This is a genomic window from Algoriphagus marinus, from assembly GCF_001936475.1.
GTDB lineage: Bacteria > Bacteroidota > Bacteroidia > Cytophagales > Cyclobacteriaceae > Algoriphagus > Algoriphagus marinus.
The window spans coordinates 19,528-41,552 of sequence record NZ_MSPQ01000017.1; the positions used below are offsets into that span (position 1 = coordinate 19,528).

Genomic DNA, 22,025 nt, shown 5'->3' on the forward strand with positions numbered 1-22,025 from the left:
GAAAATAAACCTTTTTTTAATTTTCTGAAAAAACTATTCAAGAGTTAAAATTTTCCAAAAAGTAATAAACTCCCAAGAGTAAGAAAATTTGTTTTTCTCTAGGATATCCTTTTTCGTGTTGCATAATAATTTCAGCAACCTTCTTCTGATTAAACACTTTTCCGAAAAGAGTCTTATTATCTAACAAAATATTCTTTATGGAATCCGATTCGGATTTAAACCAATAACTAGTAGGAGAAGAGAAATCTTTTTTCTTCCTATTAATTATTTCATCAGGCAATAATTTTTTGGCAAATGCCTTATGAATTAATTTTCCATTTGAAAAATTCAATTTTGATTGATAAGGAAGTTGCTCTACATAATTTACTAATTCTAAATCAAGAATAGGAACCCGACATTCCAATGCAAAATTCATTGTTATCTTATCAGTATAATTCAAAAGATCATCTGCTAAGTTCATCCTTGTATCAATGGCCATCATTCGTTCAACACTATGCTTTTTATTGCTACATTCAAGGATCTCGTAAAAATATTTGATTCTATCAATACTAGTAGTGTCTTGATGACCTATCAATTCTTTAATCTCGGAATTTGAAAAAACTTCATAAATCTTTAAAAATCTTTGTAATTCATTTGTTATCCCAATGGCATTGACACCTCTATAAATTTTTTCATTTTTGAAATGATAACCAGAGAGAATACTTTTAATCACCTTTTGAATAATTCCTGGGATATTATGCAAAAGAAGTTCTGTTTTATATTTGGGATATCCACCCAATGGTTCGTCTGCCCCTTGACCAGTTAGAACTACCTTTACATGTTTAGAAGCTAATTCTGATAAATAATACATCGGTATTATTGAAGTAGTAGCAAGTGGCTCCTCCACAATCCGAGCACATTCTTTAAATTTTGATAAAAAATCATCAAAACCAATCCTTTTAACATGATGCTCCAAACCTAAGATTTCCGCTGTCCTGAAGGCATCATTAATTTCATCTTCATAATGATCTCCTTCAAACCCAATGGTGAAAGCTTTCAATGGTATATCAGAATGCTTTTGTGCAACTGCTGCTACCATAGCTGAATCTATTCCCCCACTAAGCAAAATCCCAACAGGAACATCAGATAGCAATTGCCTTTTGACTGCCTTTTGGAAAAAATCACCATAAATTAAGACTTCATTACTTTGCTTTGTGTTTGGAAGTTCAGGTGATTTTTTCTCCAAATAAGACGCTTCCGAAATAGAGATATCTTCTAAATTTAAATTAATCTCTATAAAATGACCCGGGTGAATTTTTTTTAAATTTTTATAAAGCGTCTGAGGAGAAGGATTGTAACGAAGTCTTAAAAGACAAGAAAGCGCATCTTTATCAAGCTCTTTAAATTCAATTTGAGATTTAACAGGTCTGATTTCAGAGGAGAAAATAAATTTTTCATCCTTTTCATAATAGTATAATGGTTTAACACCAAATGGATCACGAGCTAAAAATAACAGGCCCTTTTTTAGATCAAGAAAAGCAATAGCAAAAATCCCATTAAATTCCTTAACCCCTCTAATACCATTCTCAATTAAATAGTAGAGTATGCTTTCTGTATCTGAATGACCTTTAAATATTAAATCTTTATTTAATGTATTCCTTAGATCTTGATGGTTATAAATTTCACCATTGAAAATAATTGCATAATTACCACAATTTGAAATCATAGGTTGATGACCTGCAGGAGACAAATCCAAAATAGAAAGTCTTCTTTGGCCAAGCGTAACAGTATGATTTTCAATAGTAAAATTTTCAATACCCCAATCATCTGGACCCCTATGTTTGATTTGATCCAACAATTGTTGCTTAAAAGTTATATTTACAGATCCTAAAATTCCACACATACAAGATTCGAGAAAAGAATTTACTAAATTTATTAAAACAGTTTAATATTAAAATCTATTCTGAGAAGAGAAGATTGTTTTTTTTGATTTGATAATATTCAGCTAACCTAAATGCAATATTATTATTATCATAAATATTTTTGTCCACGAAAGAACTTCTAATCCCATCTTTATTTCCAAGTAAAGCCTTAATAACCAATTTAGTCAGTTCATCAACTTCAAAAGTAGATGAAACATAACAATTAGGAACTCCTTCAATCATTTCACCCACATTCCCAACGGGTACAGAGACAACAGGTAGACCACAGGAAAGAGCCTCTTTAATAACTTGAGGAGATCCCTCAGAAATAGATGTCATTAGCAAGCAACTTGCAGAAGATAATAAATTTCTGATTTCCGATCTTGTCATTTTATCTATACACTTAATAATAACATTATCTTTTAAATCAGTTTCAAGTTGATTAACAATTTTAGAAAATAAAGGATAATTTTTTTCTTCCCTATCTGGATTACTTGGAAATACAATTACCTTTTTGTCAAAAGAAATAGATTTAGCAAGCTCAGAATTAAAAAACTCTGTATCAACACCACAAGTTAGAATCTCAGTATTAGGGTTAATAAGTAATCCCAATTCTTTCATTTCTTGATTTTGAACAAATATTTGGTCTACTTTTTTCGCAATAAGCTTACTAATCCAAACTTGAAATTTATTATCTCCATGATCTTGAAAATCACAACCATGAAGAGTTAAATAAACAGGTATATTAGGTCTAAAAAAAAGCAAAAACAGACCTGATATTCCATAGTGAATATGAATAATATCAGGTTTATTCTTTTTTATTAAATAAGGGACAATAAAAATACTTTTCAGATATTCCAATTTGGACTTATGCAAGCCATTTATTAAATAAATTATTTCTTCAAAAACAAAAGACTTTTTCAAAGCATCAATTTGTTCCTTAATAAAAATACCGAAAAAAGGATTATCCGAAGTAGGATACATGTTAGTGACAAACAATATTTTTTTCATAAAACCTCTAATAAATAATTAAAATAATTCTAGGAATAATAACCTTGAAAATAATAAAATTCTAATTTGACAACTCATTAGAATCTACGACTTTCTTCTCTTGAATTATAGACTTTAATAATTTCTTTATAACAACTTTTCTTTTTGACTCGTCAATACCTTTTTGAAAAATGTATAAGGCAAAGACGGTTGAAATTAAATAATGGTAATGATAGACAGAATACCAAGTGAAACTTGTAAACAAAATGTACCATAAATAATACTTTGCATATTGATATTCAGAAGGCAGAGGAATAAAGAAACTAATTAACCAAATAATTATAAAACCCAAAATTGAAAAAATTCCAAACATAGCATAAACTGCTATAATACCAACATCAGAAAGATAATATCCTCTTTCATCCCCCAATTTTTCATTAAACTTACCATATGAAGATATTCCCCAATAAGGAGCACCATTTCCAAAAACCCCACTGATTTCATTTGGAGAATAATCGTACAAGAAATATTCCCCAGCTAAAACCCTTATATACTTTTTACCCAAACTCGAGTCCCTCTCTTGAGCTTCTATAACACCTTCAACCATTGGAATATCAGCATTAATAGCAAGTCCAACTCCTAAAACAAAAAGTAAGATTATACCAACTTTTTTAGGGATAGAAACACTTTTAAGTAAATGGATTAAATACATTAACAATACCCCAACAATAAATTGTCTTGTAACTTGCATTACAGGGATAATAATACCGAGAGAAGAAAATAATACCCAAAACCAACGATGATTTTTCGAAGAAGTTAACTTATTAATAGAAATAAAAAGTGACAATATAAAAATACCAGCTCCTGGAAAAATAATCCGAATAACCCCTCTATCCTCAGTCCATTCATCCCCATACAAAGGCCTACCAAAAAGCACAACCCCTTGATTTAAATATTGAAAGAAAAACAGGAGCGCATAGGCCAACCCAAAAGATAAAATTATTTTTTCTAAAGTTTTTACAGGGATATTATGATAACGCATGAAAAAAAATAAAGGCCAAATCATATACTGTGTTGTTTCAATGAAACTATGGAAAAAATTTTGGTCCCATGAATAATAGGCCATAACCATGGAAAATAAAACAGAAAAAAATATTAAATAAATAGGTATAGAAAAGACACTTTTAATTTGGAAAAAATAAGGGATTGATAAAAAGATCGTGAGCCATATGAATAAAATAAATGAATAATTTAAAATAGACGCACTTATAAAGGAAGCATCAAAAAACTTGAGGCTAAAAGGAATTAATAAAATAATAAATACAACGTATAGCCTATCTTTCATCTAAAATTTAAAAGAGAAATTTTTAACAACAAGTTTCAAACTAATTAAAACACCCACAATAGCAATCAATATTTTATATATTAAATTTAAATCCTCAACTAGAAAATAGGATACAATAAACAAACCAATTGCTATTGTCCACATAAGAACCTTATCTTTAATATTAATTCCAACTGATTTCTTAAAAACATACCAGATATAGAATTGAAAAATTGAAAACGTGGTTAAATAAGCAATTGATAAACCCATCGCTCCAAATTTACTTCCATAATAAACTATCGGGGTAGAAAAAACCGAATTTATGATTCCCAACTTAAGAATTTTCTTTTCATTATTTGTTGCACCAAGAATTGTCCCAATCATACTATCAATTGAAGATAAAAGTAAAAACCAAATTTGTAATTGACAAACAATGACGGCGGGTAGATAACTTGGAGGGAAAAGAAATCCTAAAATCTCATATGCAAACATCGTAAATAAAAAAGAAAGTAAGATACCAAGAAGCATATAATACTTAAATCCCTCACTTATCACATTTTTAAATTTGGCAATATTCGAAACCCAAAGAGCAGATAGATTGGGAAAAATAGCGATTAAAGCAATATCCAAAATCATTGATATTGGCCCAATAAACTTATCTGACAAATTATAAAAAGCAACCTCTTCAATGGTAGAATTAATATCAAGAAAATTATTTGAAAACTTTCTATATGGAAGCATTACTAAAGTCAAAGCAAAATAAGGCCAACTTTCCAAAACTAGACTCTTTGAGGACAACCAAAAATTCTGAACTTTTCCTATTAAAAGTTTATGACGTTTTAAGGAAAAATAAAAAGTTAAATTCTTAAGTACATTAATAGCCAAAAATGCAAATATCAGATTATTGATAGTTACGAAAGAACTTGGTAATAGAAAGACTAATGCAAACCAAATAAAACCATAAACCAAATTAATTATAGACGGAGGCAACATTTTTTGATTGCCTATATAAACAATTTCAAAAAGCTTACCTACACAAGAAATCAAAGAGAATAAAAAAACTAAAGATAATTCTAATATTGAAAGATTACCCAGGAAGTAATTATAGCCAACGTAAAGGATACCAACCAAAATTAAGGCCAAAGTCCTCAATAAAATTCCATTAACTACTAAGTCATTTGTTTTTTCTGGTTCACGTGCAATTGATCTTACAATAATAGTTTGAACACCTAAGTCAGCAATTGTCAATAATAACGCACCTTGAGCAATGATAAAAGTATATAAACCATAATCATCAGGTAAAAGAATTTTAGTTATTTTTAAAACTGCTAAAAGACTTAGGACTTGTGAAATAGCTGTCCCTAATGTTAAATATGAAAAATTCTTGAATACTTTATGTTGTATTATACTTTTTATCATAACAATTTACTAAAAACAAAATTTATTTAGTTTTTAGATATTTAATTAATTCGGCTTTTAAATCATCTGAAATTGGAGCTTGAATCTTCCTTACGAACAATTTTTCAGAGACCTTAAGTTTCTCTAAATCTGAAACATCCAAATGTGCAGGACTATTACCATTACGGAATTCCCAATCAATATAAAATAGGTGCTCATTAACTAAATCATTTTTGAATGGAGATTGCATCAAAACTGTTTGAAAATAAACCTCTTCGGGAGCAAATGTATTTTCAAGTAAATCCATGAAGTCAAGGTTTTCTTCAGAAAAATTTACTGCATATTCCATACAAGAATAGGATAACGAAAGCCATGTGCTACCGCCATACAAAGGAGGTAATTTTTTTGTACTATTTCTATTAATCCCTAAAATATCTTGTAATTTAAGAAGAGACATAATTAATTTAAAACCAATTTTAGTTTTTGCATTAAATTGATCATAAAAATGATATTTATTAAATCTATCTAAACCTCCATTGGGCCAACGATCATCAGGAAGGCTAAAAATGTCCATAAATTGCTTACCATCATTTTTAATAAAAAATTCTTTAATATATTTAGGCGATTGTAATGGTAAATCAGACTCACTAGCTGTATGTATATATTTTATATTTTTATCTTTCAAGGCCTCTTTTGCTAGGAATAATAACACCTCAATAAACTTTTTCCCTCCCCAATTTACTTTATACAAACTCTCTACAAATTTTACATTTTTATTTTCTCTTAATCTATCAATTCTTTCTTTCGAAATATTCGATTTTTTGTCCACATGGATATAAAAATAAAAATCTTCATCAAGCAGATCTATGTATTCGAGGATTTGTTCAATATTTCTGTAAGCGACCACAAGAATTGCATGTTTATTCATAGGATTTTTTTCTGTTTATTAATACAATATTATTTAACTAAATCTTCCATTTTTGATAATGGAAATCGATCTGAGTTTTTTTTCAAAAAAGTGATTGAAAATTTGATCTATACAACATTTAATCTCTTCTATAGATCATAAGTTTTGGGTTACAGATTGCTTTGACTTGCTACCATTAGCAAAACACTAAAGGAATTCTTTTAAAGAATTTTCTCTTTTTTCCTTCAATACGCTTCTAAGGCGTGAGGTTATTCTTCAAAAATAACTCCTTTCAAAACTAATTTCACATGAATCAAGCTATTTCCAATTAAAACAAGAAGTTCATTCCAAGAATTCTAGACTTATTCAAGAATTATTTCAAAGATTTGATTTAAATCACTGTTGATACAAACTATTAACAAAGTTAATTATCTCCTGTTTTTTGACTAGAATTCCAAAGAACCCGCTACTCTATCCACTTGATTTTTGCTGTCGTAAAAGATCACTTTTTGGCTACTCTCATATATGACAATGCAAATAATAAAGAATTAAAGTAAAAAATAAACCGATTGATACAGAAATTTCAGTCTTTTTAATTTTTATGGAAATAATCTCTCTATCATTCTGCCCTGGCTTTACCATATATCATAAGCTAAATTCCCGAAAAGAATCCGGAAATAGGATTGATGGAAAACTCATCTTAAAAGATTTTATACAAATGATTGGACTTGACTACAACCCATTTTAAAGCTAATAATGAAATTCACAGGAAATCTGCAACGTAAATTTACCAGCCATAAGATCTATTTTTTTTCAATTGATTTTCTCTTTTATCTTAGAATAATCATCGATCAGAAACTCAACTCTTACCTCGAAGAATCCCTTCTATATTCAATTGAACCTAACACTTATTAAGCCCCTTATTTACTTTGGATTAATCTTTCTTTTTCCTTTGGACTCTTTTCCCCAAAGGAAAGTAACCCAAATCTCTCAGCAATGGATACAGTCCTATCATGAGGCAAAACTAAACCAGCGCTGGACTGCATCATTAGATGGTGGATTTCGCTGGAGTGGAGGATTTTTCAATTCTTCCTCCTATATCATCAGAGGAGGAATAGGATATTCAATCCTTCCAAATCTGCGTGTCGCAACTGGCTTCGCTCACTTAGGGTTTTATTCGCATGAAAAAGTAATCCTTCAGGAGTTTCGACCGTATCAAGAAATTCGATACAAATCTCAGCTGGGAAAAATAAACCTCAATCAGCGAATTCGGATTGAGGAAAGATTATTCAAAGATAAATCCAATCAAACGCCTCTTTTAGAATTAGATTTCAATTTTCGATTTCGCTATTCGATTATGTTTGGTATCCCGGTTTTACAAATTTCCTCTAAGAACCTCGATCGAAAAATAATCTTGACCCTTGGGAATGAAATTTTCCTAAATGCAGGCAAGCAAGCATCCCAAGTCTTCGATCAAAATCGATTAATTATTAGTCCCACCATTCAATGGAACAAATCCTTAAGTGTTTCATTGACTTGGAATAGCCAGTTTGCCAGCACTGCCATTAGCGACAGGTATATTTACAGTGATGTATTCTGGCTTCAGATTCGGCATAATCTGGATTTCAGCAAGTCTTCTGATTGAGAGAAGATTCATCCCCACTTCTTTCTTAGACTCAAGAAAGAGTGTTTTTGGCAAAATCAACTTAACTTATCCTAGATGTTCTTAGCAGTAAGTTTTACAAAACCTATTTAGAAATGATATCCTTATACTCCACATGGTGGGTAAAGCCAGACAAAACCCAAGAATTAATTACTCCATTAAATCGGCTGGCGGCAGAAGTAGAAAAGAACGAAAAAGGCACTTTGATGTATCTTATCAATTACCCTAGATTTGATTTTCCGACAGTTAAGCCTGGGAAAAACCCAATTATATCAAATCCAATGGTTAGACCCGGAACAGTGGTTTTTTTTGAGAAATATGAAAACTGGGAAGCTTTTGAAACTCATTTATACGGGCCATACTTCACAAGTTTTGTAGACGAATATAAATCATACTTTGTCGCTGGATTCGATGATAATCCTTTTGTGGAAGTCGTGTTTTTAGACGAACAAATTGGCTTCAGAAGATAAAATCAATTCACTTTGGTTGAAACAAAAGTGTAGGTTAAGAGGCTCTTTCTCCTAACACCGCCCTGTCCTCACTTAAGGAAAACTACACTTGCTCAATTGAGCTTCTTTGAAAAGACTAAAAACCACAAAAAGGCCGATTCCTAATGAAATCGGCCTTTTTTAATCTCTTTCTGTAATCTTTATACTGACTTCTAACAAAAACCTTGAAAGTCAAAAAAAGACCTCAAATGTTGCACTTGCTGATTACCAACTGCTTACTTATCTTTTGGTTTATCCCGCTGCATCTCGATCATATCCACTGGAGGAGGCGTATTGTCACCTAGCAAGTGCTGAACAAAGTAATCTCCCATCTTCCAGAAGAAGTATTCCACCATGTCGCCATAGCCATGACGCTGACCTGGCATAAATACAAACTCGAATCGTTTTCCGGATTTAATTAAAGCATTAGCCATTCGGATAGAATTTGCAGGATGCACATTGTTGTCCACATCACCATGAGAAAGCATCAAATGCCCCTTTAGATTCTTGGCCAAGTCTGGATTTTTTTCGATCTGATAGACAAAAGTGGTGTCACCTTTTGGTGAAATACGCTCTTCTACCCCATGATGCTTCTCTGACCACCAGCGATTATAAATGTTGTTTTCATGGTTACCGGCAGAAGAAACCGCCACTTTGAAGAAATCTGGATAAACAAGCATTGCAGCTGTGGACATAAATCCTCCACCAGAATGCCCATGAATCCCAACTTTCGACTTGTCAATAAAGTCATGGCGATCTGCCAATTGCTCTACTGCAGCCTTTTTATCCGCCAAACCATAATCACGAAGATCCCCATAACCATAATTGTGATACCACTTGGAGCGCGCTGGATGACCTCCTCGGTTACCTAAAGTTACGACAACAAAACCAAACTGAGCTAGACGGTCTGTGCGATCCATACTTCTCCCAAATGATTTATTTACTGCCTCTGTTTGTGGGCCTGGGTACACATATTCGATAATTGGGTATTTTCTCGTAGAGTCAAAATCAAAAGGCTTATACATCACGCCATACAAATCGGTGATTCCATCATCTGCTTTGAATTTGAAAGGCTCAGGGAACTGATAACCTGAAGCAAAAAGCTGCGATAAATCCGCTTTCTCCAAATCCATAACTTTGGTACCAGATCGATCTCTAAGCTCTGACACTGGAATAGTATTTACCCGAGAGTAATTCGTGACAAAATAACTCGCATTGTCATTCATTTCCATATCAAAGTTGTAATCGCCAGCATTGAGCAAGGAAATCGCTCCTCCGTCAAGACTCACGCTGTAGAGATGTTCATAGTAAGGATCCTCTCCTTTTTCTTTTCCATTGGCTGCAAAAAACAATCTTCGGTTTTTATCATCCACTCTTACAGCACCTGCCACATGAAATGCACCTGAAGTCAATTGACGCTTTAGCGAACCGTCCTTTCCATACAAGTAAAAATGTCCCCAACCGTCACGCTCAGACCACCATATGAGCTCATTCCCACCGTTAACCAATTCAATTTTCTCAAAATCGATATATGTATTGCTTCGCTCTGCTATGACTAATTCCCTCTCACCTTTCGCAATATTCCAACGATAGACATCCACATTTTTCAGATCTCTTGAAGTAATTGCAAAATAAAACTCATTCAAATCCCCTAACCAAGTAACCGGACGGAAGTCATCTTCTCGAGTATTTGCTTTTGGAGTAGTAGACCAAAGACTAACAGTCTGATCCTTGAAAGTGCTAATCGGTAGATTGCTTAGAGTTTCAGAATCAAAAGAGTAATGCATCAAATCAGTTCTAGGTTGCTCTTTCTCACCGGGCATCGCATACTTATAGGTCTCAAGGGTAGGACGAGGATTTTTAGTATTGTGAATTACCCAAAGATCTTTCACTGCTCTTGCATCTGTCCGAGTTAGAATAAATTGCTTGGAGTCTGTACTCCACAATACTCCTGCCCGCTTACGGCTATTCTTATTTTTCTCTTCCTCTACATTATCCTCTCCTCTACCGCCAAAGCCATATTCAAAATCTTTCTCTCCGTCAGTAGTCAACTGATACTCGACAATTGTAGAGTCTTTGTCATCTTTCACGGCTTTCAGGAAGTTAGCTTTATCCATCCAGTACAGGTTATATTGCTTCGCAAAAACAACTCTGGATGAATCAGGAGCAATATCTGCCCAAGACATTCGCTTTGGATCTTTTGGAGCATCGAGAATCTCTGTTAGTGTTTGATTGCCTATCGAGTACTTGAACACAAAAGTTTTATTCTCCATGGAGTCTTTGGCTGATTTATCTTTTGCTTTGAGCTCAGCCCAGTCACTTTTTAAGACTTTCTCGGTCCCCTCTACTTTGAATCGGATGGCATTTTCATCTTCCAAAAATTTCACATCTTCGATTTTCAGATGTTGCCCATCATATGGATCTTTTGTGATTTTGGTGATCTCCATTGCCAATTTATCCCGGTCGAAAAGTGGAGATTTTGTCTTTCTCACAGGATCTACCAAATACCAGTTTTTACCGTCACTAGTTTCATATTCATACCAGAAACGATCCGATTTTTTCAACCAGTGTGGATTTACACTAGTGGAAAAAATCATTTTTTTAAGCTGTCCAGGGGAATAGCGTGCAGCAAGCTCATAGTTGCCTTTGTAGATTTTTTCTTGGGCAAAAACTCCTGAAGAAAACAGGAAAATCCCCAAAACGAATAATATTCTTTTCATTTTTGATTTTTTGATTTGGCTTCGAATCTAAATCTAAAGGCTATAAAATCTTGACCATTGGTATAAAATCCCATTTTGAAACTTGAAATACTAGGCCAAAATCAAAAAATACTCATCTGAACGCCCCTTTTAATTTTAAATTAATAGCTAGTTCATTTTAGCCGAATATCATTTCGAATACATAGCGATTTAGTAACAAGCTAAACATATTGGATTGATCTGGATGATATACATTTAGACCAAAACCAATACTGTGAAAACCCACTACAAAACTATCGTCATTTCCGACGTTCACTTGGGCACGAAGGGTTCAAAAGCCAAAGAAGTCGCTCGGTTTCTCAAACAGTTCACCTGCGAAAATCTGATCCTTAATGGAGACATTATTGACGGCTGGCAACTTAAAAAATCAGGTTCCTGGAAGAGAAAACATACGAGATTTTTCAACCGAATCTTGAAAATGATCGAGCAAACAAATACCAAAGTTTACTATTTGAGAGGCAACCATGACGATTTTCTGGATCAGATTTTACCCCTCCAAATCGGAAATTTATCCATACAAACAGATATGATCTATGGGAGTCATGGCAAAAAATACTTTGTGACTCATGGAGATGTCTTTGACAGTATCACTACCAATCTAAGATGGATCGCCTACCTCGGTGATATGGGCTACACCTTTCTGCTATGGCTAAATAGAGTGGTAAATCACTACCGCTACAAACGAGGGATGCCCTATTTTTCCCTTTCAAAATATGTGAAAGACAAAGTGAAATCCGCAGTAGCTTATGTGGATCAATATGAAACCGAGCTCGCAAAAATGGCTCGATCAAAAAACTGCGACGGTATCATCTGTGGACACATCCACAAAGCTGAAAATCGAATTATTGAGGGTATAGAGTATTTAAATTCGGGCGATTGGGTCGAAACCTTAAGTGCACTTTCGGAGGATCATGAGGGTAATTGGCAATTGATCTATTACAATGAAATGGATTTCAAACAGATTAACTCTCCAAAAATAGAAAGCTATTTTCAAGGCCCTAGACCACCTGAAAACTATTCGCTTCGAGAGGTTTCTTTCAATCGAAGTCATGAGGATATGAACCCACCATCAATCCGATAATCAATGAAATTCCTATTTATTGTACAAGGAGAAGGCCGCGGGCATATGACACAGGCAATAGCGTTTTCTAAAATGATTGAAAAACAAGGCCATGAATTAGCCGGAGTAATTCTAGGAAAAAGCAAGCGTAGAGCAATTCCTGAATTTTTTTCAAGAGAAATAACTGCCCCCATCCACTTGGTGGAAAGCCCAAACTTTGCTTCTGATAAGTATGAAAAGAAGATTTTGATAGGAAAAACGATTCGTAAAAACCTCGCAAAAGCTGCCACTTTTTGGCGGAGCCTGAAGGAAATTAATCAAATAGTGAAAGTCGAAAAACCAGACATTATTCTAAATTTCTACGATTTATTAGGTGGGATTTACAATGGGATTTTTCGACCTCAAGCTGAGTATTGGGTAATCGGACATCAGTATTTGATAGATCACCCCAACTTTAAATTTGCTCCCGCGAAAGGTTTGAATAAGTTCTTTTTTAAGTTCAATACCCAGATGACTGCTTTAGGCGCATCGAAAATATTGGCACTTTCTTTCTACGAGTTGAAATCTACAGACAAAATCACTGTAGTTCCTCCACTATTGAGAGAAGAAGTTAAGGAGCTAACTCCAACTTCAGGTGATTTTTTCCTCACCTACATGGTCAATAGCGGCTATGGCAAGGAAGTATTCAGTTTTGCAAGAGCAAATCCTCACCTGAACATACGGGCGTATTGGGATAAAAAAGATGCTGCTGAGACTGAGTACCCTCTGAAAAATTTGAGCTTTCATCGTGTTCATGACCAAAACTTCCTCCGAGATATGGCCGCTTCCAAAGGCTTGGTCAGCACGGCTGGTTTTGAATCGATCTGCGAAGCGATGTATCTCGGCAAGCCTGTGATGGTGATTCCCGTGAAGGGTCAATACGAACAAGCTTGTAATGCACTTGATACGATACATTCCGGAGCAGGTATAGCATCGGACAACTTTGACTTTGCGAAACTGGACAGTTTACAAAAAAAAGATTCCATGGAATCCTTTCAGTACAAAAATTGGGTTGATTCCTGGCCGATCATATTCAAAGCATTGACTTCAGAAGCTTTATTTCAAAAGCAGGAAAACCAAACGGATTTCCCTCAGGAATCTTTGCCTGCTTTGGGTTGAATTATTCCTAGCATCCTAATGTATTCCGCTCTTCCGGGGTCAAGAATTCAAACTTTTTATACCTGATTTGACCATCTTTTTCAATTTTGGCGTAGGGAAAACTCACTCGCTGAACTTTTCTCCGTTCCTCCATAGACAGGTTAAAATAGATCGACTCCAATGCTAGGAATTCCTTGCGAAGCGCTTCAATCTCCTGATTTGAAGGTTGGTTGAAAAGTCCAGCATTAGTGATTTGAAGTTGAAATTCTATGGCTTGCTTATTGAAAGTTCTACTACTGGGTATATATGATTCAGATACCTGAGATATGGAGCTTCCAGACTTATTGCTTTCCCTACCCACACTACCAAAAGTAATTGTGCCACCCATAGGTTTCTTTCCAAAACTTGAATATTTCCCGTACGTGTTTTCAAAACCTGACAGGCTATAAATTTGTACTTGGTATTTCTGAGGAAAACGCTCCGAACGAGCATTGGAATGAACGAAACTAGAGGTATAATGAGCGATTTCAGAGACCTCAAACTCTTCCAAAGATGAATTCGGAACTACCTTTCCATCAATCCAAAGCGCAAATTCATCGCTATTTTTCCAGCTTTCAAAAAGGTCTGCGCTTGGCTTATTTTTTTTCATTTCGCCAGGGGGATTTGGCAAGTCATTTTTATAATTATCCGATAATTCCTCGTAGGTTAATTCTTCGATTGTTCCGTTTGATTGTTTAATCTGAAACTTGGTTTCGCTATAATATTGAGCTTTGGTGAGCATTTGGAACGGCAAACCAAAGGCGATAGTGTAGACATTATCACCTAGTTCTTCGACCTTATTATCTCCATCTGGATCCATCCAAACCAATTTTTTAATTCCATGATCTCGAAAAACTGACTTGGCTTCTTCTACATCACCAAAGGTATTTCCTTCATGAATTACCACTTTGATATGGGGATTCGTCGGAGCATTTTGTTCTATTATTTCAAATAATTTATCCATTTCATAAATTTTGGTACTCCGAACATCATCAAGAATGAACCTACCATCCGAAACCAAATAAACTGTCAGATCATAGACTTTTTCTGACTGCTCTGAATCCAAGGGATAAATATGAACCTCACTTATTTTTTCATCTTCAGATTTTTGAGAAATCACTCTTTCACTGAAAAAATAGACTAACACAGCAAGCACAGGAACCAAGACTAAAATCTTGATCCAACTTTTCGAATTCATTGATTTACGCTTCATCATTTCAAATCGTTTTTTGGTTAAGGAAAAATTCAAACTACTGACTAGGCCATACCTTTGCTCCGAAAGCATCATAGCAAGCAATTGGCTCTCGTACTTTTCCAAAGGAGTGCTTCGCAAAGCCACTTCGTCAGCAATAAATTCATGATTGAGTTTGATCGCTAGCTTTGCCCAATGCAATCCAGGATGAAACCAGAACGGCACAAGTAATGCCTCAATAAATAGATTATCCCAACTGTGCCTTTCAATCACATGGGTACGCTCATGTTCAAAGACAGCCTCCGTGAATTTCCCATTTTCCAGATCTGATTCTGATATAAAAATGTATTTGAGAAAGGAAAAAGGAAGTGAATCTTCTTTGAGTAAAACCAACGTTTGATCCCGATAATTGATTTTAACATTACGCTGAATTTGATTGACCAGGATCGAGATATTCCTTACAAATCGATAGAAAAACAGAAGGGAAATCAATGTGTAAATTCCAAGAAAAAGGTATTTCCAATTAAATTGAGATTCTTGTATTGGAGCAGAAACTTGTTCTTGATTAAAGTCCTGGCTTGCGGCATCAAAGTAAACAGGTTCAGTAACCACTTCAACCGGCATAGTTACTATTTCCTCAGGAACTTCGATCGTATATAGTGGAATAAGAAAAGACACCACTACTGAAAACAAGAGGAAAAATCTATTGAATCGATGCATTGCTTCCTTTTGCAACAGCAGTCGATGCACAAGGAGCAAAACAAGCAAGCAGGCTATGGATTTGAATAGGTAAATCATCATTTTTTCTGATTTAACTGGTCTTCGATAATACTTTTCAGATCTAACAACTCCTCTTCGGAGAGCTCCGTCTTTTTAGTGAAAAAAGATGCGAACTGGGCCGGAGAATTATTAAAGAAGTTTTTGATCAGGCCTTTTAAGTGCTTTGAAAAATAGCTTTCCTTGGTAACTAATGGAAAATATTCTCGAAGCTTGCCATTGGCCTCATATCCCACAAAATCCTTTTCCTGCATCCGTTTTAACAGCGTAGAGATCGTAGTCGTAGCTGGTTTTGGTTCAGGATAGGCATCCAACAAATCTTTCATAAAAGCACGTTTTAGCTTCCATAGATGATTCATCAATTCTTCCTCAGTTTTCGATAATTTCATAGTCCAAAGTGTTATCCTCTTCTACAAATGTAGAGGAAATATTTTTATCTACAACTGTAGATGAAAATAATAATTTTAATTAATGTTAATCCTCTCCCTTCTTTTCATCAAGGAATTTTAAAGAGTGATATTTTTCCAGTAAAAAGATTAAATAGATTGATTTAAAGAACTTTAGCTTTCTTTGCAATCAGTTTAGAATTCGATAAAGTCAAAAAAATCATTCGAGAACCTTAAACTCAAACCCCATATTTGGGAGTTAATTGCAGGAAAGCCTAATTTCGAACCTGCTCAATACCTAGAATATTACATGTCAGCTGAATATATACGATTACAAGAAGACCGCCATTTCAAAAATCATTGGAAAAAATGGGGCCCATACCTCACTGAAAGACAATGGGGTACCGTCCGAGAAGATTACAGTGCCGATGGATCAGCCTGGGAAAATGTCACCCATGATGATGCAAGAAGTAAGGCCTACCGCTGGGGGGAAGAGGGAATCGCAGGAATCTCTGATCACAAGCAAAAGCTTTGCTTAGCATGGGCATTTTGGAATGGTAAAGACCCATTTATCAAAGAGCGCCTTTTTGGTCTGACAGGGAATCAAGGGAATCATGGTGAGGATGTCAAAGAGATCTACTATTACCTAGACTCCACCCCTACACACAGCTATATGAAGATGCTTTATAAGTATCCGCAAGCGGAGTTTCCATACCAGTCCCTTATCCAAGAAAACGGTCGTAGAGATAAAACCAAACCGGAGTACGAGCTGATTGATACCGGAATTTTTGACGAGGATCGCTACTTTGACATTTTCATTGAATATGCTAAAAAAGATGTCGAGGATATTATAGCTGTCGCCACAGTACACAACAGAGGTCCTGAAGAAGCTACCATTTGGGTGATGCCTACGCTTTGGTTTCGAAAAACCTGGTATACTGGTCATGAGCCTTTTATGCCAAAACTCAGCAAGAGAACTGATAATTCAATCAAAGCTTTCAACCCCAAATCAGGAAATTACAGCATCTCCTTTGATGGAAACCCAGAACTTAAATTTTGCAATAACGAAACAAACCGGGAGCGCTTATATGGCATAGCCAATGAGCGTAATTACCTGAAAGACGGGATCAATGACTATGTGATATCAGGCGATGATTCTCACGTTAACCCGGATGAATTTGGGACAAAGGCAGCAGCTATCTATAAAATAACCATTCCTGCCGGAGAAAGTCATCAAATAAAACTACGTCTGCAACACCAATTTGAGGATGAGCCACTCGAGATTTGTAACGAATGCCTAGCCAACAGAATTACTGAAGCAGATGAATTCTACAACGAGCTTCAGGAAAGAGTTACTGATCCAGATCTTAAAAGGATACAACGGCAGGCTTGGGCGGGAATGCTATGGTCCAAACAATTTTATTATTACGATGTGGAACGCTGGCTGGAAGGAGACCCTGGTAGGTATGTGCCGCCTTTAGCGAGAAAGAAGGGTCGAAATGCAAATTGGAAGCACCTCCAGAATTACGATATCATTTCGATGCCTGATAAATGGGAATATCCCTGGTATGCTGCTTGGGATTTGGCATTCCATACAATTCCTTTGGCAAGGCTGGATCCTGAGTTTGCTAAGAATCAGCTCTTGATCCTGCTAAACGAATGGTACATGCATCCAAATGGGCAAATCCCTGCATACGAGTGGAACTTCTCGGATGTCAACCCGCCCGTCCATGCCTATGCAGTACAGCGAGTCTATCAGATCGATAAGAAAGCAAATAATGGAGTTGGGGATCATGAATTTCTAGAGCGAGCGCTCCACAAACTCATGCTCAATTTTACCTGGTGGGTCAATCAGAAGGATTCAGATGGGCAAAATATCTTCGAAGGTGGATTCTTAGGACTTGATAATATTTCGCTTTTCGATCGGAGTCATGCCAATTATTACAAAGGCAAGCTAGAGCAAGCCGATGGTACTTCCTGGATGGCAATGTTCTCCTTGAACCTTTTAAGGATTTCACTCGATTTATGTGAATTCAATACGGTTTATCAATTCACAGCAACCAAATTTCTAGAGCACTTCCTCTACATAGCAGGAGCTATGAATAATATCTCGAAAGAGGGAATCTCACTTTGGGATGATGAGGATAATTTCTTTTATGATGTATTTCATCTCGAAGGAAAAGAGCCTCATAAATTGAAAGTAAGGTCAATTGTAGGACTCATTCCTCTTTTTGCGGTTGAACCTATTCGGGAGGAACTTTTTGATAAGCTACCCGAATTCAAAAAGCGGTTAGATTTCTTTCTTAGAGAAAAACCAAAACTAGCTGCTTTAGTGTCTAGTTGGATTCAGCCAGGGTATCACAAAAGACGTTTGTTTTCATTATTGAGAGGACATCGAATGAAATCGGTATTACATAAAATGCTGGATTCCGAAGAATTCCTAAGTGAGTTTGGAATCAGGTCTTTGTCTAAATACCACGAAAAAAATCCGTACGCGATGAAAATCAACGGAGACATTCTTTCGATCAAATATACTCCTGGAGAATCAGATACAAGAATGTTTGGTGGAAACTCAAACTGGAGGGGACCCATCTGGTTCCCTATCAATTATTTGATCATTGAGTCCCTGAAAAAATTTGATTTCTACTACGGAGGTGACTTTTCAATCGAATACCCAACAGGCTCAGGAAATTTTCTAACCATGGATATAATTGCAAAAGAGCTTTCAATGCGCTGCATGAAAATCTTTATGCGAGATGAAAATGGGAATCGACCTGTCTTTGGCGCCAATGAAAAATTTCAAACAGACCCACATTTCAAGGATTACATTCTCTTCTATGAGTATTTCCATGGTGACTCCGGCAAAGGTTTAGGGGCATCTCATCAAACTGGCTGGACAGGCTTGGTATCTGAGATGATCCATAAATATTATAAGGAAAGCGAACATTTACCCAATGCCTCTACTACCCTATTTAGAAGCTAATCGACTCGAAGCGGGATGTGACGAAGTAGGTCGCGGCTGTCTTGCTGGGCCAGTTGTTGCTGCAGCCGTAATCCTGCCTTCTGACTATTCGAATCATTGGATCAATGACTCTAAAAAGCTTGGAAAAAAGCAAAGAGAAGATCTGATTTCAGAAATCAAGGAAAAGGCCGTTGCTTGGGAAATCGCTGAAGCATCTGTTGCTGAGATTGATAAAATCAACATTTTAAATGCCTCATTTTTGGCGATGACTCGCGCAGTAGAAAATCTCGGAAAAAAGCCGGAACACTTGCTCATTGACGGAAACAGGTTTAGATCTCAATTGACTATTCCATACACCTGTGTGATCAAAGGAGATGGGAAATATGCAAACATCGCGGCGGCTTCTATCCTTGCAAAAGTTTATCGAGACAAGATGATGGAAAAGCTCGCTGAAGAATTTCCTTTTTACGCCTGGGAAAGAAATGCTGGCTACCCCACTCTAGAACATCGAGCAGGTATCAAAAAACATGGAGATTGTATCTGGCACCGAAAGAGCTTTAAACTTTTGAGCCTATCACCTGAACTAGAATTCTAGCAAAAGTTTAAAAAAGCTAATTTTTCCCATTGGAAGTGGATAAAAACGTTGCATTTGAAAAATGAGTCTCTTAGAAAGATTTCTAAAAATATCTGTAAAAAAAAGACCGCAAACAGATGATGCTTGCGGTCTTTTTTGAGCAAGAGAACTTACTCTTTATTTTTTTCAACAACTCTTTCAAAAATTAATTTCCCCCCACCATTTGGATTAGAGGAAACAGGCTCTAGCACCATTCTATCCGCACTAAGTTCCAGAATTTTGGCTTCACGCATTTCTTTTCCATCGAAGATCGTCAAGACATTATCTTTCTTCAGCTCTACTTTAGCCTTTTTCATCACGATTATACTATTTTCATAATCAGTATAAATCAGACTATCGCCAGGAATAAAATCATAGACGGTATTTTCCAATCTCGACTTGATCTTGTATTCAATATTGGCTCGCATGGCCGAATCAGAGGATTGGTATTGAGGAGATTTTTTAACTCTTTCAATTCCATCAAAGTAAACAAGCTGCCATTTTCCAAGAAGTTGTTGCAATTGGATCTCAGCAGTACCAAAAGTTACTGCGAAAAGAAGCGAGAAGATAAAAGATAGATTCATATTTCTAACAGGGACAATTACTCTGCCAAAAAAACATAATTATTTGATATTCAAACAAAATCGAAATACGTAACAAATTCTAATAGATGAAATACAAAAAATTCATCACTGAACTACCTTACTATCCAAAAATGGCAACCATTCCTCAGCTTGACGTTCTGCATATTCTGCTAAAAAATAGGACAGCGTAGGTTTAAAAGGTATCGTTTTAAGCTGAAGCCCTGCCTGTTCGGGTGATTTATCCCCTTTGATCACATTACACCGGTGGCAAGCTGTCACCAAATTAACCCAATTGGATTTGCCTCCCTTGGATCTTGGTATTACATGATCTATGGTAAGTTGTTTTTTACTTCCACAATATTGGCATTCCCCTTTATCTCTTCGAAAAAGATTATTTCTATTTAAAAGGACTCCACGAAAAGGAATGTTTTTATAGTGATTCAGGCAAATTACAGCAGGATAATCAAAGCTTTTTGTCACTGTACGAATCTGAAGTAATTCATAATTGGAAAGGCAGCTGGCTTTTTCTAAAAGTAAAAGCACGATAGCCTTTTGTGGTGTGATGACTGCCACTGGGGAGTGATCTAGATTAAGTACCAATACCCGCTTTTCCATGCTAATCAAATATGCTTCGAGATTCCAAAACGAGCTGTTTACCGGGAATGTTTTTTGCAAAAGATAGCCATTCGTCAAAATCTGAAACCCGCATTCGATTATCCATCCAAAGGACTTCCTCGGCTCCAAGGTAGATTGCAAAGCGTTGTTTTTCGGTATTCGACTCAGTCAAAATCATAATATCTCCCGGCAAGACTTCCTCTGCAGCCACCAATTTACCAGGCAATTTTCCGGCTTTCCAAGTATAGCCTGCTATCATGAAAATAAGCGGAAAGGCCTGCAGTTCGTCTAACCCAAAAATACTTCTCCCTCCGGGTTGAAAAGGGGAGTTGATATATTTTGTAGCAATTTCAATCAGCTGATCTCTGTCCGCACGAAAAGCATGACTTCGAACCGAGCCGGTAAATCCGATATGATCCCGCCAATTGAAAAGTTCTAAATCTGAAAAATGAAGACGGCTGCCTGGAAGTAAATAGAGGTTAGTACCAATATATTCTATTGCAGCTATGGGGCTGGTGACAATCTGAAAATCATTTGTCAAGTACATTTGATAATCATTTGAGGGAATTTCCTTAAGCAACTTCGAAGGAATATACCCACTAAACCCTGTATCCTCATGGAGAATTTTGAACCATAGCTGATCATTACTCACAGTGATGACTTGGTAGCATTCCCCAAACAAAAGCTGCGTCACCAATGCAGAATCAAATGTCGGTTGGCGGTAAATTGGAAGGATCGTCTGACGGCAGATCCCAAAAACATCAGTTAAGGGCCATTCGCTGAATTTCTCTTTTTGCATCTTTTTCCTTCAAATCCTGTCGCTTGTCATGAGTTTTCTTTCCTCGACCTAGCGCAATTTCCATTTTTGCTAGGCCTCGGTCGTTGATAAATATACGAACTGGAATGATTGTAAGCCCCTTTTCCTGAGACTTAGTTTGGAGTTTTTCAAGTTCACGCTTGCTCAGAAGTAGCTTCCGATCCCGAATCGCAACATGATTATAGCTTGCCGCCATGGAATAGGGTGCAATATGCATCTGCCTTACGTAAAGTTCGTCGTCTAGAAAAATACAAAAAGACTCGGTAAGAGAGACTTTACCTTCCCGGATTGATTTAATTTCGGTTCCCTTCAAGACCATTCCGGCCACATAGGTGTCCACAAACTCAAACTGAAAGCTAGCTTTCTTATTCTTGATGTTAACGATTTTATCAAATTTTGAATCCTTAGCCATG

General features: G+C 35.8%; 18 protein-coding genes. 6 read left to right on the forward strand and 12 right to left on the reverse strand.

The window, feature by feature from the left end; genetic code table 11:
* Positions 1-37: 37 nt before the first annotated feature.
* The 5 genes from asnB to BVC88_RS19730 form a co-directional block, all read right to left on the reverse strand.
* Entirely contained in the window at positions 38-1,882 is a 1,845-nt protein-coding gene (asnB, locus tag BVC88_RS19710) for an asparagine synthase (glutamine-hydrolyzing) (RefSeq protein ID WP_075352455.1), read from the reverse strand.
* Between the two features lie 55 nt (positions 1,883-1,937).
* Positions 1,938-2,912 (reverse strand): glycosyltransferase family 4 protein, encoded by a 975-nt coding sequence (locus BVC88_RS19715; RefSeq protein WP_075352456.1) that lies wholly within the window; start codon positions 2,910-2,912, stop codon positions 1,938-1,940.
* A gap of 61 nt (positions 2,913-2,973) precedes the next feature.
* A complete protein-coding gene (locus BVC88_RS19720; protein WP_075352457.1) occupies positions 2,974-4,236 on the reverse strand; it encodes a hypothetical protein in 1,263 nt (420 codons plus the stop codon).
* The gene (locus BVC88_RS19725; protein ID WP_075352458.1) at positions 4,237-5,634 is read right to left on the reverse strand and encodes an oligosaccharide flippase family protein; all 1,398 of its coding nucleotides are present in this window, start codon (positions 5,632-5,634) and stop codon (positions 4,237-4,239) included. It lies immediately after the preceding gene.
* Positions 5,635-5,656: 22 nt separating this feature from the next.
* Positions 5,657-6,541, reverse strand: coding sequence for a beta-1,6-N-acetylglucosaminyltransferase (locus BVC88_RS19730; protein WP_075352459.1), 885 nt, complete (start codon positions 6,539-6,541; stop codon positions 5,657-5,659).
* A 931-nt stretch (positions 6,542-7,472) separates the two neighbouring features.
* On the opposite strand from BVC88_RS19730, the gene BVC88_RS19735 reads away from it, so the two are divergent.
* Together BVC88_RS19735 and BVC88_RS19740 are read left to right on the forward strand one after the other, a co-directional pair.
* Positions 7,473-8,165: a DUF2490 domain-containing protein gene (locus tag BVC88_RS19735; RefSeq protein WP_175574458.1), complete on the forward strand. Its 693-nt coding sequence runs from the start codon at positions 7,473-7,475 to the stop codon at positions 8,163-8,165.
* A gap of 113 nt (positions 8,166-8,278) precedes the next feature.
* Positions 8,279-8,653: a putative quinol monooxygenase gene (locus tag BVC88_RS19740; RefSeq protein ID WP_075352461.1), complete on the forward strand. Its 375-nt coding sequence runs from the start codon at positions 8,279-8,281 to the stop codon at positions 8,651-8,653.
* A gap of 254 nt (positions 8,654-8,907) precedes the next feature.
* Here the strand turns inward: BVC88_RS19740 and BVC88_RS19745 are convergent, their stop codons facing one another.
* Entirely contained in the window at positions 8,908-11,391 is a 2,484-nt protein-coding gene (locus BVC88_RS19745; protein WP_075352462.1) for a S9 family peptidase, read from the reverse strand.
* A gap of 253 nt (positions 11,392-11,644) precedes the next feature.
* Between BVC88_RS19745 and BVC88_RS19750 the strand changes: the two genes are divergently transcribed.
* Entirely contained in the window at positions 11,645-12,511 is an 867-nt protein-coding gene (locus BVC88_RS19750; protein ID WP_075352463.1) for a UDP-2,3-diacylglucosamine diphosphatase, read from the forward strand.
* 3 nt (positions 12,512-12,514) lie between these two features.
* Positions 12,515-13,648: a glycosyltransferase family protein gene (locus tag BVC88_RS19755; protein WP_075352464.1), complete on the forward strand. Its 1,134-nt coding sequence runs from the start codon at positions 12,515-12,517 to the stop codon at positions 13,646-13,648.
* 7 nt (positions 13,649-13,655) lie between these two features.
* On the opposite strand, the gene BVC88_RS19760 is transcribed toward BVC88_RS19755, so the two are convergent.
* Complete coding sequence (locus BVC88_RS19760; RefSeq protein ID WP_075352465.1) at positions 13,656-15,659, reverse strand: M56 family metallopeptidase; 2,004 nt, start codon at positions 15,657-15,659, stop codon at positions 13,656-13,658.
* The gene (locus BVC88_RS19765; protein ID WP_075352466.1) at positions 15,656-16,024 is read right to left on the reverse strand and encodes a BlaI/MecI/CopY family transcriptional regulator; all 369 of its coding nucleotides are present in this window, start codon (positions 16,022-16,024) and stop codon (positions 15,656-15,658) included. The genes BVC88_RS19760 and BVC88_RS19765 overlap by 4 nt, the downstream gene beginning before the upstream one ends.
* 307 nt (positions 16,025-16,331) lie before the next feature.
* On the opposite strand from BVC88_RS19765, the gene BVC88_RS19770 reads away from it, so the two are divergent.
* Together BVC88_RS19770 and BVC88_RS19775 are read left to right on the forward strand one after the other, a co-directional pair.
* Positions 16,332-19,004, forward strand: coding sequence for an MGH1-like glycoside hydrolase domain-containing protein (locus BVC88_RS19770; protein WP_075352467.1), 2,673 nt, complete (start codon positions 16,332-16,334; stop codon positions 19,002-19,004).
* Complete coding sequence (locus tag BVC88_RS19775) at positions 18,976-19,578, forward strand: ribonuclease HII (RefSeq protein WP_075352468.1); 603 nt, start codon at positions 18,976-18,978, stop codon at positions 19,576-19,578. The genes BVC88_RS19770 and BVC88_RS19775 overlap by 29 nt, the downstream gene beginning before the upstream one ends.
* Positions 19,579-19,727: 149 nt before the next feature.
* On the opposite strand, the gene BVC88_RS19780 is transcribed toward BVC88_RS19775, so the two are convergent.
* The 4 genes from BVC88_RS19780 to smpB all read right to left on the reverse strand — a co-directional run bounded on the left by BVC88_RS19780 (position 19,728) and on the right by smpB (position 22,024).
* Positions 19,728-20,180, reverse strand: a complete 453-nt coding sequence (locus BVC88_RS19780) for a hypothetical protein (RefSeq protein WP_075352469.1) — start codon at positions 20,178-20,180, stop codon at positions 19,728-19,730.
* Positions 20,181-20,285: 105 nt separating this feature from the next.
* A complete protein-coding gene (locus BVC88_RS19785; RefSeq protein ID WP_075352470.1) occupies positions 20,286-20,795 on the reverse strand; it encodes an HNH endonuclease in 510 nt (169 codons plus the stop codon).
* A 1-nt stretch (position 20,796) separates the two neighbouring features.
* Complete coding sequence (locus BVC88_RS19790) at positions 20,797-21,594, reverse strand: SH3 domain-containing protein (RefSeq protein WP_075352471.1); 798 nt, start codon at positions 21,592-21,594, stop codon at positions 20,797-20,799.
* A complete protein-coding gene (gene smpB, locus BVC88_RS19795; RefSeq protein WP_075352472.1) occupies positions 21,557-22,024 on the reverse strand; it encodes an SsrA-binding protein SmpB in 468 nt (155 codons plus the stop codon). Before smpB ends, BVC88_RS19790 begins: the two co-directional genes overlap by 38 nt.
* Between the last annotated feature and the right edge of the window lies 1 nt (position 22,025).